Source organism: Aquifex sp. (assembly GCF_056494385.1).
On sequence record NZ_JBSLZM010000081.1, the window covers coordinates 1 to 14,966 of the forward strand.

Sequence of the window (14,966 nt, forward strand, 5' to 3'; positions counted from 1 at the left end):
CGTGAGGTTATAGCCTTTGTCTATCAAGAACTTTGATACTTCCCTTCCTATTCTCTTTATTCCCGTAATTATCGCAACCTTTTCCATAACATTAGCTTAAAAGAGATACTAGTCTATTCCTATAAGCTTTTTCAGCTTTTTTATCTCATCCCTGAGCTTTGCAGCTTTCTCAAACTCCCAGTTCTTAGCACATTTCCACATCTCCTTCTCAAGCTTTTCTATCTTTTTGAGAATATCCTCCTCGGACTTTACACCCTTCGGTATATCGGTGGGTAGTTCTACGTAGTCAAGTTCTTCAAGGGCAAGAAGTTCCTTTACGGGTTTCTTAACACTTCTTGGTGTTATTCCGTGCTTTTTATTAAACTCCTCTTGTATTTTTCTTCTCCTGTTCGTTTCGTTTATAGCCTTTTCCATGGCCTTTGTTATTCTGTCCGCGTAAAGTATAGCCTTCCCGTTTACGTTTCTCGCAGCCCTTCCTATTGTCTGTATAAGCGCCTGATAACTCCTTAAAAATCCTTCCTTGTCCGCCTCAAGTATGGCAACGAGGGAAACCTCAGGAAGGTCAAGCCCTTCTCTTAGCAGGTTAACACCAACTATAACGTCTATGCTTCCTTCCCTTAGTTCTTTTACAAGCTTTGCCCTCTCTATTGCGTCAAGCTCCGAGTGCATGTATTTTGCCTTTATCTTTCTCTCGGTAAGATACTCCGCAACGTCTTCCGCAAGCCTCTTGGTTGTTGTTAAAACGAGAGCTCTTTCTCCCTTCTTTTTAACCTCCTTTATCTCCTTAACAAGGTTCTCAAGCTGGTTCATCTTGGGTCTCACTTCAACCACCGGGTCAAGAAGCCCTGTAGGTCTTACTATCTGTTCAACAACGTTCCCGTTACTTCTCCTGAGTTCCCACTCTCCCGGTGTTGCAGATACATATATAACCTGGTTTATCCTCTCCAGGAACTCTTCAAACTTAAGAGGTCTGTTGTCAAGGGCTGAGGGAAGTCTCCATCCGTATTCAACAAGCTTCTCTTTCCTGCTTCTGTCTCCGTTATACATAGCCCTCAGCTGGGGAACGGTCATATGGGACTCATCTATTATGAGTAGGAAGTCCTCGGGGAAGTAATCAAGAAGGGTAAAGGGGGGTTCACCGGGTTTTCTTCCGTCAAAATACCTTGAGTAGTTCTCAATACCTTTACAATGCCCGAGTTCTCTGATAAGTTCAAGGTCGTGCATAGTCCTCTGGTAAAGCCTTTGAGCTTCAACGGTTCTTCCTTGCTTTTTAAACCAGTTTACCCTCTCCGTTAAATCTTTCTCTATTTCCTCAAGTGCCTGTTCTACAGTGGGTCTCGGAGCTATGTAGTGGGATGCGGGAAATAGGGAAAAGCTATCAACCTCCTTAATTGGGTGTCTATTTAATATATCTACTAATACTATACGTTCTACCTCATCGTCCCAAAACTCAACCCTTACGAGGTAATCCTCCGTATTTGAGGGAACTATCTCAACGGCATCCCCTCTTACAGAAAAGGTAGCCCTTTTAAAGGCGTAATCGTTTCTCTGGTATCCCAGCTCTATAAGTTTTCTTAGAAGTTTTGAGAGACTTAACCTTATCCCTTTCTCAAGCTTTATTCTCAGCTTTTCGTAGTGTTCCGGCTTTCCGAGTCCGTATATACAGGAAACCGAAGCAACAACTATAACATCCCTTCTTTTCAGGACTGATATGGTTGCTGAGTGTCTGTATCTCTCAAGGGTCTCGTTTATGCTCGCATCTTTTTCTATGTATAAATCCTTTTCGGGTATGTAAGCCTCCGGCTGATAGTAGTCGTAATAAGAGACAAAATACTCAACCGCATTCTCGGGAAATAGCTCCTTAAACTCCCTGTAGAGCTGAGCTGCGAGAATTTTGTTGTGAACTATTACCAAGGTTGGCTTGTTGTATCTTGCTATTACGTTTGCTAATGTATACGTTTTTCCCGTTCCCGTAGCTCCGAGTAAAACTTGCTCCTTTACGCCCCTTTCAAGGTTCTCAAGAAGCTGTTCTATAGCTTTCGGCTGGTCTCCTGCAGGCTTTAACTCCGATACGAGCTTAAAGGAATCTCCCATAGGAATTTAATTTAAAAAGTGAGTTCTTCCTCCGTCTCTCCGAGAATTTCCAGACCTTTTATATGTTTTTTCATTTCCTCTAAGGCTTCCATAAGCTCCTTTACCTTATGGGGTGTTGCGAGAACGTAAACTTCACCCGTTCCCTTCTCTTTTGTTCTCGTTAGTGCATAACGGGGAAGGCCGTCTATTAGGGAGTTAAATAAGCCCACTTCTTCAACTGGCATCTTAACCTTAATTACTTTTGCCTTTATCTCTGACCCTGACGATTTTCGCATTGAAAAGCTCCATAACCTTTAAAACAGCCTCATCTTGTTCCGGTCTTGAGGATTTTTTTTTACCTCAACCTCATACTCAACGGGAAACTTGACTTTTAGTTCCTCAAGCTCCTTTTTAAACCTTTCGTAAGTCTTTTCATCAAGCTTTATTATTAGCTTCCCGTTTTCTTCAATCCCGTTTCTTATGAGTGTCCTCAACATAGGTTTTATTTCTTTCTCCAGTTTTTCTTTTAGACTTTCTTCTTTCTCCTCCTTTACCTCTTCCCTTTCTTCCGTTTTCTTCTCTTCCCTTACCTCAAGCTTGAGTTTTGATATGGGTACTATTTCCTTCACTATCTTAGTCTTTATGACCGCAAGCTCGTAGGCAAATAGTGGCTCTCTTGTCCTTGATTCCACCTTTCCCCTGTTTATAACATTCTCAAGGTATAGAAGTGCCTCAAGGGGGTATTCTTTAAACTCTTCGTAGTCCTCGGGATTTTCAACTACCTTTTCCGGTTTATTCAGGCTTTTTACGAGTATGGCGTTCCTTATTTCCTCCTCAAGCATTTCCCAGAACTTAGTAAGGTTATACCCCCTCTGAGAAAGTTCCCTCAGAAAACTTATAGCCTCATCTACCTTTGAATCCAGTAAAAGCCTCATAAAACTCCTTACCGTTTCGCCGCTCAGAATTCCTAGGAAGTTCTCAACGGCTTCCTTCGTTACTTTCCCTTCCCCGTAAACACTTGCTTGGTCAAGAAGAGAAGCTGCATCTCTCATACACCCTTCCGAAGCGTGGGCAAGTATTCTTAGTGCTTCTTCTTCATACTCTATATGTTCCTTCACACATATTAGTTTCATATACTCTATTACTTTTTCTTTCGGAACCTTGCTAAATATTATCCTCTGACACCTTGAAAGAATGGTAGGGAGTATCTTGTCATATTCCGTGGTGCAGAGAACGAAAACGGTATTAGGCGGTGGTTCTTCAAGGGTCTTTAAAAGGGCGTTAAAAGCTTCTTTTGTTAACATGTGTGCTTCGTCTATTATGTAAACCTTATACTTTCCCTTTATGGGTTTGTAGTTAACCGCTTCCTTCAGGGTTCTTACGTCGTCTATACCCCTGTTTGATGCCGCGTCCATCTCTATAAGGTCAGGAAATATTCCTTTGTCTATCTCCTTACAGTTTTCACATTCCCCACAGGGCTCTCCCCCGGTGGGATTTTTGCAGTTTAAAGCCTTTGCAAGAATTCTCGCTATAGTGGTTTTCCCCACACCCCTCGGTCCCGCAAAAAGGTATGCGTGGGATACTCTATTATTCCTTATAGCGTTTTTCAAAACTCTTACAGGAACGTCTTGCCCGATAACCTCCCTGAAGAACTTGGGCCTGTATTTCCGTGCAAAGGGAATGTATGTCATTAGTGTCCTCTTTCGGCATACTTCTTAATCTGTTCTTCCAAGAAGGCTAAAACTAAGGGTATCTGCTTCTTCACGTTATCTTCGGATATACTTTCCTCATGAAGTTCGTTAGCAAGCCTGGAAACAAGTTCAAGCAAACGTTTGTAAAATTCCGTGGGGGAAATTTCCCCATTTTTACGGCTATCTTTCAGCTGTTTTAACTCCTGTGCAAGCTCCTGGGAACCCACGGGATACCTCCTGTGTGGTGTGTTAAGAACCCTGCGCACGGGACGGCGGGCTTACCCTTGCTCCCTTTCGGGCCTGGGGGATTCACCCTGTCCCGTCGCAGGGCTAAAAATTTAATATACATAAAACGCTTTATCTGTCAAGTTTAGATTTTGTTAGCAGAATAGACTAAAAGTATTTCTGATTTTTAGGTCATTTTATTATTGACTCAAGTCATGTAAAAGTATATATTTATTTACTGACAAAGGTCATAAGGAGGCGTATCATGAAGCGCTTTGCTCCGCTCATTGTAAGTAGCCTGGTTTTGGGGTGGGGTATTGTAAAGGCTGAAACAAAACCACCGAAACTTACACCTGAGGAAATGAAAAAAGCGGCCCAGATTTACTTTGACAGGTGTGCGGGATGTCACGGAATGCTGAGGGGAGGAGCAACGGGACCTCCTTTAAAACCGGAGATAATGAGACAGAGGGGAATTGACTACATAAAGTGGATAGTTTACAACGGGACACCCGGTGGAATGCCCGACTGGGGAAAGCAAGGGGTTTTAACCAAAGAGGAAATAGAACTTCTCGCTAAGTTTCTCATGCACGAACCCCCTCCACCCCCCGAGATGGCCCTTAAGGATATGTTAAAGACCTGGCACGTTTACGTTCCTCCGGAAGAGAGACCGAAAAAACCCGAACACAAAAGAAACTGGAAGAACTTTATGGGTGTGATACTCAGGGATATAGGGAAGGTAGCCATAATAGACGGGGATACAAAGGAACTTGTTAATATAGTTGATACGGGATTTGCTGTTCACATATTCCGTTCTTCGGGAACCGGAAGATATTTCCTAACAATAGGAAGGGACGGGAAGGCTACACTCATAGACCTGTGGATGAAAAAGCCTGACAAGGTCGCAGAAGTTAAAGTTTGTTACGATGCCCGTTCAATAGATACGAGTAAGTATAAGGGAAGAAGAGGAAACTACATGGACAAACTCGCAATAGTGGGCTGTTACTGGCCTCCCAGCATAGTTATAATGGATGGACAAACCTTAAAACCCCTAAAGATAGTATCTACCAGCGGTTACACATACGATACCGAGGAGTTTATCAGAGAAGCAAGGGTTGCTTCGATTGTAGCTTCCCATTATGACCCTGCATGGATCGTCTCCGTGAAAGAAACCGGGCATGTTTGGCTTGTTGATTACTCAAGACTTCCCGACGTTAAGGTGAACATGATAGAAGCCGAGAGGTATCTTCACGACGGAGGATGGGACTCTTCAAAGAGATTCTTCTTGGTTGCCGCAAATATGAGAAATAAGGTTATAGCGGTTGACGCAAAGGAGAAGAAGCTCGTTGCAAAGGTTGAAACAGGTGTAAAACCTCACCCGGGAAGGGGAGCAAACGTTAACCATCCTAAGTACGGACCTATCTGGTGCACCGGACACATAGGGTCAAACAACGTAGCCTGCATAGGAACGGACCCGGAAGGTCATCCTCAGTATGCCTGGAAAGTTGTAGCAAACATAGAACTACCCGGTCCGGGAGGAGGAACACTCTTTATAAAGACACACCCCAACTCAAAACACATATGGGTTGACAGACCTCTGAATCCCGACGATAAGCTCAAGAAAGAGGTTTACGTAATTGATAAGAAAACCTTGAAGGTTATTAAGACAATAGACGTGATAGAGGACCTCAAAAAAGCTGGATACAAGATGCCCGAAAACGCAAGGGTCGTTCACCCCGAATACGATATGTACGGTAAAGAAGTGTGGATTTCCGTATGGGGAAGAAAGGACCAACCCACAGCGATAGCGGTTTACGATGACAAAACGATGAAACTTAAGAAGGTAATAACGGGAGACTGGGTAAGAACACCCACGGGTATATTCAACGTTTATACGACAACCCACGATATTTACTGAGGCATGTAAATGTATCCCCTCATTGCACTACCTCTTTTTGTTTTCTTTCTTTTTTCCTTCGGAAAAACTGAGGAAGTTTACGAAAAGCAGTGTGCGCCTTGCCACGGAAAAGATAGGCTCGGAGAAACGGCCCCTCCCTTAATCCCCGAGTTTTTAAAGGGGAAAAACCTTGAGAAGATAATCAGGTATGGACTGCCTGCAACGGGTATGCCCGCCTTTCCTAACTTAAGTGAGGAAGAGGTAAAGTCTATCATTTCCTACATAACTAAACCCGTGGAAAAGGTAAACTACGGCCTTGAGGAGATAAAGGGAAGCTTTCAATACTTGAAAGAAAAGCCGAAGCATTACGAGATAAAGAGATTTATAAACCTCACAGTGGCGGTTGATAAAAGCGGATTTGTTTACCTTTTTGAAGGAGAAAGGCTTCTTGATAAGTTCCCAATGAAAAACGTTCACGGGGGTGTTAAGTTTTCCCTAAAGGATTACGTATTTTACGTTCCCTCAAGGGACGGCTGGATACTATCATACAGCCTGAGGGAAAAGAGACCGTTTTCAAAGGTGAGAGCATGCGTTTACCTAAGAAACATAGCCCTTTTCGGGGATAAAGTAGTTGCGGGATGCGTTCTCCCTAAACAGCTCGTTATACTGTCAAGGGAACTAAAACCCATAAAAGTTATACCCTTAAAAGGAAGGATTAGTGCTGTATACACACTTTACAAAAGAAATGCTTTAATAATTACCTACAGAGATAAAAAAGAGGTTGGTATTTTCAACGGAAAAGTTATAAGGAGTTATAAAGTTGATGAACCCCTTCAGGACTATTTTGTTGACCCCTTTGAGAAATACGTTGTAGGAAGCTCAAGGAACGGGAAAAAGATAGTCGTTTACAAGCTCGGAGACTTTAGAAAGGTTTATGAAGAGAAAACCGAGAGTCTTCCCCACCTGTTTGCCGTTAGCTTTTGGTATAGGAAGGGAAAGTTTTACATGGCAACGAGGCATAGGGACGGAAGTTTAACTGTTTGGGAGCTTTACAACTGGAAGAAAGTAAAAACATTTAAGCTAAAGGAAAAAGGGTTCTTCGCAAGAACACATTTTAAGAACCCGTATCTCTGGCTTGATACCTATAAAAACTACGCACTTCTCCTTAACAAAAGGAGTTTAAAACTTAGAAAGGTAAGACTTTCCGATTCAGGAAAATTTACCCATGTGGAGTTTTCAGGGGGTGGGAAGATAGCATACCTGAGTCTTCTCGGGGAAGGACTCGTTCTTATAAACGCCTACAGTTTTAAGAAAATAAAGAGTTATCCGTTAAAGCATCCCGTAGGGAAGTATAACGTAATACTTAAAAGCAGAAGTCTTTACAGAGCCTTTCTCGGATACGAGGTCTTTATGGAAAAGTGCTGGGGATGTCACCACCTTAAGAAGGAAGCCTTCGCACCACCCTTTGAGTGGATAGCAAAAAAAAGACCCGGGGAACTGATTCTCTCTCAAATTGTGAACCCTGAGGGAACGTATAAACTCCTGGGCTACAAGAGAAACGCTATGCCAAAGATAAACCTGAATGCTTACGAGCTTGAAGCTCTGATGGAGCTTTTTGAAGCTTTAAGAAGGAATTTGGTGGAGTGAAAAATGCTAAGGGTTAGTCAGTATATAAAGAAAGCTTTAAAGAAGGAAGTTCCAAAGCCAATAAAAGGAGTAATCCTTATATGGAATCTCACGAACAGATGTAACCTTTACTGTAAACATTGCTACGCTTCCGCAAACCAAGACAAAAGGGAGGAACTTTCCCTTGATGAGATAAGGAGAATCTCGGACGAACTGAAGGAGGAAGGGATTAAGTTCGTTATAGTTTCGGGAGGTGAGCCTCTCCTGAGGGAAGACATTTACGATATAGCTAAAATACTGAAAGGAAAAGGCTTTAAAACATACCTCTCAACAAACGGATTACTCATAAACGAGGATAACGTAAAAGAGATTAAAAAGAGTTTTGATTACGTGGGAATAAGTATTGACGGAACTCCCGAAGTTCACGACCTTTTCAGGGGAAAGAGGGGAGCCTTTAGGGAATCCGTAAAAGCATTAGAACTTTGCCTATCAAACGGTATAAAAACGGGACTCAGGTTTACCCTGACGGAACTTACAAAAAACTACTTGGATTACGTGTTTACACTCGTTGAGGATTTAAGAATACCGAAAATTTACATCTCCCACATAGTTTTTGCCGGAAGGGGAAAAAGACTTAGCGGTCTTGAGAAGGAAGAGTATAAAGCTGTGGTGAAAAGAATCCTTGATAGGGCTTTTTCTTACGTTGAGAAGGGAAAAGAGATAGACGTCGTTACGGGAAACAACGAGTGTGACGCTGTTCTTCTCTTAAAGCTGTTTTCGGAACGCTATCCCGAATACAAAGGATACCTTTACAAAGGTCTTAAAAATTGGGGAGGAAACAGTGCAGGTGTCAGACTCGTGAACATAGACCACAGGGGAAACGTAAGACCCGATCCTTTCTTTCCTTTAACCTTAGGAAACTTAAGGGAAAAGAGCTTTAAAGAGGTATGGAACTCAAAAGGTATTCTTTCAAAGCTAAGGGAATATCCCAGAAGGCTTAAGGGAAGGTGTTCCCTGTGTCCTTACCTTGAGATATGCAACGGAAATTCCAGAGCAAGGGCTTACTTCGCCCACGGAGACCTTTTTGAGGAGGACCCGTTATGTTACTTATGATTTTCTTAATACCTTTATTCTTTGCGTTCGGTGAGATTTTCGTTGTAGAAAGGGAAACGGAAAGCCTTGCTGTTATAAAAGGGGATAAACTCGTAAAAGAGATTAAAGGACTCGGAAATCTAAATCACGCAACTCTAAAATTTTTCAAGGGATACGGATACCTCATAAGTAGGGACGGATACTTATCAAAGGTAGACCCGCGAACCTATAAACTTCTCAAGAAGGTAAAGGTAGGAGAAAGTGCAATAGGACTTAATTTCTGTAAGAACAAAGTTATCATTGCAAACTATTTTCCCAAAGACGTAGTTGTTCTTGATACAGAACTGAACGTTTTAACAAGGATAAACACGAACTCCAGAAATGTTGGGATAAAGGGAAAGGGGGACATTTTCGTTTACGCACTTATGGACAAGGATGTCGTTCATGTGAGGGACTGTGATAATTACAAGCTACTAAGAAGTATAAAGGTCGGTAAGATGCCCTTTGATGCCCTTCTTTATGAAAATTTCTACGTAGTCGGTTTCTTTCTGGAAAAGGGTGTAGGTATCATAAACCTCAAAAACTTCTCTTATAGAAAGGTAGTCTTTAAAACGGGTAAAAGTGAAGTCGTTTTCAAGATTCCTCACTTCGGGCTTTGGGGAGTTTGGAAGGATAAGGCATACATACCTGCGGTAGGAGAGAGAAAAATTCATATAGTAAGCCTGAAGAATTTCTCATACTTGGGAAGTATTAAGGTAAAAGGACTTCCCGTTTTTGTAAGGGTTTCGCCGAATGGTAAGTATCTTGCGGTAAATTACAGCGGGGATTCCGAGGACTACCTAACACTTGTTGACCTGAAGGAAAAAAGAGTTGTGAAAACTAAAGCCCTAGGAAAGAGAATTCTCCACTTCAGGTTTACGAAGGACGGGAGGTTTATATACCTATCTTCCTACTATGAAGAAAAGGTAAAAAAAGTAAGCGTCCCCGAACTCGATGTTGTAAAGGAGATAAGCGTTCCTACGCCTTCGGGCGTTTTTATTTACGGAGGTGAGTAAGATGGGAAAGGTTTACATCGTAGGAGCGGGACCCGGAGACCCGGACCTTCTCACGTTAAAGGCCTACAGGGTTCTGAAAAACGCCGACGTTGTTCTTTACGACAGGCTGGTGAACGAAGAAATACTCAACTACGTAAACCCTTCTGCTAAGCTCGTTTACGTGGGAAAGGAAGACGGCAAACACACAATACCCCAAGAAGAGATAAATAAACTTCTTCTCTTTTATGCAAGGCTTTATGAGAGTGTGGTAAGACTGAAAGGAGGAGACCCTTTCATATTCGGAAGGGGAGGAGAAGAAGCCCTGTTCCTTGAGAGGAACAGAATACCCTACGAGCTCGTTCCCGGAGTGAGCTCCTTTTACGCTGTTCCCGAGTACGAAGGAATTCCATTAACATTCAGGGGAATATCCTCTTTCTTTGCGGTCGTTACAGGACACGAAACAGTTGGAAAGAAAAAGTATGTAAACTGGAAAGCCTTTAAAGATATAGACACAGTTGTAATACTAATGGGAGTGAAAAACAGACGGAGAATAGCAAAGGAGCTGATAAACGCCGGGAGAAACCCCTACGAACCCGTAGCTTTCGTGGAAAAGGGAACGACCGAAGAACAGAGAATAGTTATATCAACCTTGAAGGAGGTTTCGGAAAACCCTCCGGAAGTAAATCCCCCTGCGGTTATGGTTGTGGGAAATGTAGTAAACCTTCACAAGGTTCTGAAGGAGTTTAACGAAACCGGGAGGCTCAATTATGGAGCTATTAAAGATACTTCAGGAAGACATACCGATACTTGAGAGACCCTTCGGATACATCGCGGAAAGGCTCGGCATACCCGAGAGGGAAGTTATAAAGGAAGTAGAAAGGCTTATGAGGGAAAAAGTGATAAGACAGATTTCCCCTATTTACGATACAAAGAAAGCAGGATACGACAGTTCCCTCGTAGCCTTTAAGGTTTCCCCCGAGAGGATTGAATCAGTAGCGAAACTTATAAACACATGTCCCGGAGTAAGCCACAACTACGAAAGAAACGACGAATTTAACCTATGGTTTACAGTAGCCGTTCCTCCCGACGCTAAGCTCAGTCTTGACGAAACGGTAAAAAAGCTTTCGGAAGTGTGCGACGTGAAGGATTACGTTATCCTTAGAACGGTAAAAACTTTTAAAATAGGCGTTAAGCTCAGTTTCAACTCGGTCTTTGAGAGGGAAAAAGTTCCGGAGGTAAGGGAAGAAAAACCCGTTCCTTTGAACGAGTTTGAAAAAGCGGTTATAAGGGAAACTCAGGATAATCTTCCCGTAACGGAGAGACCCTTTTACGAGCTTTCCAAAAGGCTCGGAGTTGACGAAGAAAGGTTAATAAACGTCTTAAAAAGTTTAAAAGAAAAAGGGGTTATGAGAAGGTTTTCCGCAATACTCTTTCACAGGAAGGCAGGTTTCAGGGCAAACGGTATGGCGGTCTGGAAGGTAGAAAGTGAGAAAGTTGATGAGGTGGGAAGATTCTTCTCAAGCTTCAATGCTGTTTCCCACTGCTACGAGAGAAAAACAAACGGGAAGTGGGGGTATAACCTCTTTACAATGATTCACGGAAAGGAGAAAGGAGAGGTCCTTAAGCTCTGCGAATACTTCTCAAAGGAAACAGGCATAAAGGATTACAAAGTTTTATTCTCAACGAGGGAGTTTAAGAAAAAGAGGGTAAAGCTTTTCACACCCGACTACTACGAGTGGGAAGAGCAGTTACTCCTTTAGGTATTTAAAGGCCTTGTCCCCTATATCTTTTCTGTAATACATACCTTCAAAGCAGATGTATTTAATAGCTTCGTAAACTCTTCCTTTTGCCTCCCCTAAGGTGTTTCCATAAGCACAAACGTTTAATACCCTTCCTCCCGAGCTAACTATAAAGTTTCCTTCTCTTCTCGTTCCGGCGTGAAAAACTACAACGTCTTCCATACTTTTGAGGTATTCAAGCCCGTGAATAATCTTTCCAGTTTCAGGTTTCTGAGGATACCCCTTAGAGGCGAGGACAACTCCTAAAGCCCATTTATCACTGACCTCAAGACTTACATCCTTTCCTTCGTAAAAATCAAGTAGAAGTTTTAAGAAATCCCCTTTTATACGCATAAGTATAGGTTGGGCTTCCGGGTCTCCGAGTCTCACGTTAAACTCAAGAACTTTTGGTCCGTCTTTCGTTATCATTAATCCCGCATAAAGGAAACCCCTGTAGTAAATTCCTTCTTTTTTAAGACCTTGTATAACCCTCTCAACAATCTCCTTTTTTATCCTTTCCTCGGTTTCTTTATCTATAACGGGTGTAGGTGAGTAGGCTCCCATTCCGCCCGTATTCGGGCCTTTATCTCCGTCAAGGAGTCTTTTGTGGTCCTGTGAGGTAGGAAGAGGGACATATTTATCTCCGTTTATCATAACTATGTAAGAAGCCTCTTCACCCTCAAGGAACTCCTCAACAACAACCCTCTCGGAAGCTTTACCGAAAACCCTCTTATTGAGAAAGAGGTCAAGGGTCTCAATTGCTTTCTCAAGGGTTTCACAAACAACTGCACCCTTCCCTGCGGCGAGCCCGTCCGCCTTCACAACTATCGGAGCACCTACCTCTTCTACGTATTTTTTCGCCTTTTCAAAATCCTCAAATACCTCATACCTTGCTGTGGGTATGTCATACTTCTTCATAAAGGATTTTGCGAATGCCTTACTCCCCTCAAGTTTTGAAGCTTCCTTATTGGGACCGAAAATCTTAAGCCCTCTTTTCTCAAAGGCGTCAACGATACCCTCAACGAGAGGTGCTTCCGGACCTACGATCGTGAAGTCTATATTTTCCTTTTCTGCAAATTCCGCCAATCTCTCTACGTCTGTTGGAGATATATCAACCTTTTTTGCTATCTCCCGTATACCGGCGTTCCCTTTAGCTACGTAAAGCTCACTTACGAGTGAACTTTGACCTACCTTCCAAGCTATAGCGTGCTCTCTTCCTCCGCTTCCAATTATAAGAACTTTCACGTAAAAGTATTATATGATAATAAGTGCCTGATGATGGCAGAAGTAAAGGTAATAGATATCCTTAAGAGAGCTCATGAGCTGAAAGCAAGCGATATTCATATAACCGCAGGAGTTCCTCCTGCAGTAAGGGTTGACGGTGCCATAAGATTTCTTACCGAGTTTCCAAAGCTCAGACCGGAGGACACTCAAAAGCTTGCTTACTCTGTAATGGCGGAAAAACACAGAACACGGCTTGAAGAAAAGGGACAAGTTGATTTCTCATTCGGAGTAAAAGGGCTTGGAAGGTTCAGGGCAAACGTTTTTTACCAAAGGAGTTCCGTAGCCGCTGTATTTCGTTTACTGCCCTCAAGGATACCGAAGATAGATGAGCTGGGGTTAACGCCTAAGGTTCTTGAACTGTGCTATAAAAAAATGGGGCTTGTTCTCGTAACGGGTCCAACGGGTTCGGGTAAGTCAACAACCCTTGCTGCTATGATTAACTACATTAACGAGCACATGCCTTACCACATAATCACAATCGAAGACCCTATAGAGTATCTGTTTACCCATAAAAAGTCTATAGTTAATCAAAGGGAAATTGACCAAGATGTCCATTCCTTCAGTGAAGCCCTGAGAGCAGCTTTGAGAGAGGACCCTGACGTGATTCTCGTTGGAGAAATGAGAGACCTTGAAACCATGGAAACAGCTCTGAGAGCTGCTGAAACGGGACACCTCGTTTTTGGAACACTCCACACGAACACCGCTATATCTACAATAAGCAGAATAGTAGATATGTTTCCTCCAGAACAACAAGAACAGGTCAGGACAGTCCTTTCTTTCGTTCTCCAGGGAATAATATCCCAGAGACTTCTTCCGAAAATAGGAGGGGGAAGGGTTCTCGCTTACGAACTCCTTATTCCAAATACAGCCATAAGAAACCTTATCAGAGAAAACAAACTTCAACAGATATACTCAATTATGCAAAGCGGACAAGCGGAAACGGGTATGCAAACCATGAACCAGAGCCTATATAAACTTTATAAAAAGGGGCTAATAACTTTAGAAAATGCCATTGAAGCTTCGCCGGACCCGAAAGAGCTTGAGAGGATGATAAGGAGTGTTGGGTAATGCCTTTATACCATTACAGGGCTGTAACGGAGGACGGAAAAATAGTTGAAGGGGAAGGAGAATTTCCATCCATTAATGACTTAACCCTTAAACTCTCCTCCCAAAATCTTATACTTATCTCTGTAAGAGAGGTAAAGAAAAAGGATAAAGAAAAAAAAGAAACCTCATTCAGTTTTAATATTTCCTTGCCCTTCGGAGGGGTTTCCTACAGGGATTGGTCTCTTATAACGAGACAGTTATCTGTGCTTATAGGTTCAGGGGTTCCTATAGTTGAAGCGCTGGAACTTATAGCCGACCAAGTATCAAATAAAAAACTTAAGCAGGCTATACTCGAGGTTTCAAAAGAAATAGAAGAAGGAAGTTCATTCCATGCCGCCCTTGAAAAAAGAAAGAATATTTTCCCTGAATTTATTATAAATATGGTAGCGGTTGGGGAAGAAACAGGTGAGCTTGACCTCGTTCTGAGGAGAACTTCGGAGTATTACGAAAAACTTGCATTCATAAAAGGCAAGATAAAAAGTGCTTCTTACTACCCTACATTCGTTCTTTTATTCGCAACTTTAATCGTTTGGGGAATTTTAACCTTTGTAGTTCCGAAATTTGCGGATATATACCACTCGTTTGGAGCAGAGTTACCGCCTCCAACACAAATTCTCCTAAATATATCAGAAGCTTTTCAGAAAAATCTTCCATATATAGTTAGTTTTGTAATAGTATTTGCTTTTGTATTCGTAACTCTCTATAAAAACAACTACAGCTTTAAAAAAGCGGTTCATAAGTTCCTTATAAGGATACCAAAATTCGGTGATATTATTCTAAAAAGCAATTACGCTCTTTTTTCAAGAACCTTTGCAACCCTCTATACTTCTGGTGTTGCGATAGACCGTGCTATAGATATAACGGCAAGGGTCGTGGGTTTAGTTCCCATAAAGGAAGCCCTTGAAGAAGCAAAAGAAGACGTTCTTACCGGTAAAGCCCTCTGGGCTTCACTTCAAAAAACAAACATGTTCCCGAGAATGGTTGTAGCTATGATAAGGGTGGGTGAGGAAACGGGTAATCTGGACGATATGCTTACATCAATAGCAAACTTTTATGAGGAAGAGGTAGATAGGGCGGTTGAAGGACTCATATCCCTGATAGAACCCCTCTTAATAGTCTTCTTGGGAACAATAGTTGGGGGAATACTTATAGCCCTTTACCT

At 42.3% G+C, this 14,966-nt stretch carries 13 protein-coding genes and 1 other RNA gene; 8 read left to right on the top strand and 6 right to left on the bottom strand.

Features of this window, described 5'->3' with window-relative positions; all coding sequences use genetic code 11:
* Window positions 1-108 precede the first annotated feature (108 nt).
* From uvrB to ffs, 5 genes are all read right to left on the bottom strand, one after another.
* On the bottom strand, window positions 109-2,094 hold the full coding sequence (uvrB, locus tag ACWB1W_RS06300; protein WP_479370531.1) for an excinuclease ABC subunit UvrB: 1,986 nt from the start codon (window positions 2,092-2,094) through the stop codon (window positions 109-111).
* Window positions 2,095-2,105: 11 nt separating this feature from the next.
* Window positions 2,106-2,318 (bottom strand): hypothetical protein, encoded by a 213-nt coding sequence (locus tag ACWB1W_RS06305; RefSeq protein ID WP_479370532.1) that lies wholly within the window; start codon window positions 2,316-2,318, stop codon window positions 2,106-2,108.
* A 69-nt stretch (window positions 2,319-2,387) separates the two neighbouring features.
* Window positions 2,388-3,764 (bottom strand): DNA polymerase III subunit gamma/tau, encoded by a 1,377-nt coding sequence (dnaX, locus tag ACWB1W_RS06310; protein WP_479370533.1) that lies wholly within the window; start codon window positions 3,762-3,764, stop codon window positions 2,388-2,390.
* Window positions 3,764-3,991 carry a hypothetical protein gene (locus tag ACWB1W_RS06315; RefSeq protein WP_479370534.1) on the bottom strand — a complete coding sequence of 76 codons (228 nt, stop codon included), beginning with the start codon at window positions 3,989-3,991 and terminating at the stop codon, window positions 3,764-3,766. The genes dnaX and ACWB1W_RS06315 overlap by 1 nt, the downstream gene beginning before the upstream one ends.
* 22 nt (window positions 3,992-4,013) lie before the next feature.
* Window positions 4,014-4,098: signal recognition particle sRNA small type (gene ffs, locus ACWB1W_RS06320), an RNA gene on the bottom strand.
* A gap of 156 nt (window positions 4,099-4,254) precedes the next feature.
* On the opposite strand from ffs, the gene ACWB1W_RS06325 reads away from it, so the two are divergent.
* The 6 genes from ACWB1W_RS06325 to ahbA are packed head-to-tail and all read left to right on the top strand — an operon-like array spanning window position 4,255 to window position 11,395.
* Window positions 4,255-5,904 (top strand): cytochrome D1 domain-containing protein, encoded by a 1,650-nt coding sequence (locus ACWB1W_RS06325; RefSeq protein ID WP_479370535.1) that lies wholly within the window; start codon window positions 4,255-4,257, stop codon window positions 5,902-5,904.
* A 9-nt stretch (window positions 5,905-5,913) separates the two neighbouring features.
* The gene (locus ACWB1W_RS06330; protein ID WP_479370536.1) at window positions 5,914-7,530 is read left to right on the top strand and encodes a cytochrome D1 domain-containing protein; all 1,617 of its coding nucleotides are present in this window, start codon (window positions 5,914-5,916) and stop codon (window positions 7,528-7,530) included.
* A 3-nt stretch (window positions 7,531-7,533) separates the two neighbouring features.
* Entirely contained in the window at window positions 7,534-8,622 is a 1,089-nt protein-coding gene (locus tag ACWB1W_RS06335; RefSeq protein ID WP_479370537.1) for a radical SAM protein, read from the top strand.
* Entirely contained in the window at window positions 8,610-9,656 is a 1,047-nt protein-coding gene (locus ACWB1W_RS06340; RefSeq protein WP_479370538.1) for a cytochrome D1 domain-containing protein, read from the top strand. The genes ACWB1W_RS06335 and ACWB1W_RS06340 overlap by 13 nt, the downstream gene beginning before the upstream one ends.
* Window position 9,657: 1 nt before the next feature.
* On the top strand, window positions 9,658-10,446 hold the full coding sequence (gene cobA / locus ACWB1W_RS06345; RefSeq protein WP_479370539.1) for a uroporphyrinogen-III C-methyltransferase: 789 nt from the start codon (window positions 9,658-9,660) through the stop codon (window positions 10,444-10,446).
* Window positions 10,403-11,395 carry a siroheme decarboxylase subunit alpha gene (ahbA, locus tag ACWB1W_RS06350; protein WP_479370540.1) on the top strand — a complete coding sequence of 331 codons (993 nt, stop codon included), beginning with the start codon at window positions 10,403-10,405 and terminating at the stop codon, window positions 11,393-11,395. Before cobA ends, ahbA begins: the two co-directional genes overlap by 44 nt.
* Here ahbA and purD read toward each other — a convergent pair.
* Window positions 11,384-12,658 carry a phosphoribosylamine--glycine ligase gene (gene purD, locus ACWB1W_RS06355; RefSeq protein WP_479370541.1) on the bottom strand — a complete coding sequence of 425 codons (1,275 nt, stop codon included), beginning with the start codon at window positions 12,656-12,658 and terminating at the stop codon, window positions 11,384-11,386. The genes ahbA and purD overlap by 12 nt on opposite strands.
* Before the next feature lie 33 nt (window positions 12,659-12,691).
* Here purD and ACWB1W_RS06360 point away from each other — a divergent pair, with 33 nt between their 5' ends.
* Complete coding sequence (locus tag ACWB1W_RS06360) at window positions 12,692-13,765, top strand: type IV pilus twitching motility protein PilT (RefSeq protein ID WP_479370542.1); 1,074 nt, start codon at window positions 12,692-12,694, stop codon at window positions 13,763-13,765.
* A partial coding sequence (locus tag ACWB1W_RS06365; RefSeq protein ID WP_479370543.1) for a type II secretion system F family protein occupies window positions 13,765-14,966 on the top strand: 1,202 nt, incomplete at its 3' end. The genes ACWB1W_RS06360 and ACWB1W_RS06365, both read left to right, overlap by 1 nt.